The sequence below is a fragment of the Saccharothrix sp. NRRL B-16314 genome (assembly GCF_000716595.1).
Taxonomy (GTDB): Bacteria; Actinomycetota; Actinomycetes; order Mycobacteriales; family Pseudonocardiaceae; genus Actinosynnema.
The window spans coordinates 1-430 of the sequence record NZ_JNXC01000121.1 but is presented as its reverse complement, the minus strand read 5'-3'; the positions used below and the strand labels follow the sequence as shown (position 1 = coordinate 430).

The window sequence follows — 430 nt, the reverse complement described above, 5'->3', positions numbered from 1 at the left end:
GGGTGGGACCGATCCGCCTGGCGATCGGATCCAATTTCTGGACATCGAATCCGAAGACCTCGGCCGCCGCGAGACCCAGCATCCGCCGCGTCTCCGCCACCGGGATGTCGTGGAACGTGTTCCGCAGCCACGCGCGCGTGGTGGGCCAGGTGCCCTCCGGGTGCGGGAAGTCCGAGCCCCACAGGATGTTGTCCACGCCGATCTCGTACCGCTGCGCGAGCTCCCGCCGCTTGGTGTTGGTCGCGCAGATGAAGACCTGCCGGTCGAGGTACTCGCTCGGCGGCCGCCGCAGCTCCGCGAACGGGGACAGCTTCTTGCCGCCGTGCGCGCCCAGGTAGAGCCGGTCCATGAACCAGAGCAGGTTCGGCAGCCACCAGCAGCCGGACTCGGCGACGCCGAACCGCAGCCCGGGGTGCCGCTCGAAGACGCC

Annotated in this window: 1 protein-coding gene; it reads right to left on the bottom strand. The window is 70.0% G+C overall.

The features are described from left to right. Positions 1-430, bottom strand: a 430-nt coding sequence (locus OQ02_RS39300; RefSeq protein ID WP_033443770.1) for an amidohydrolase family protein, incomplete at both ends; no start/stop codon positions are given.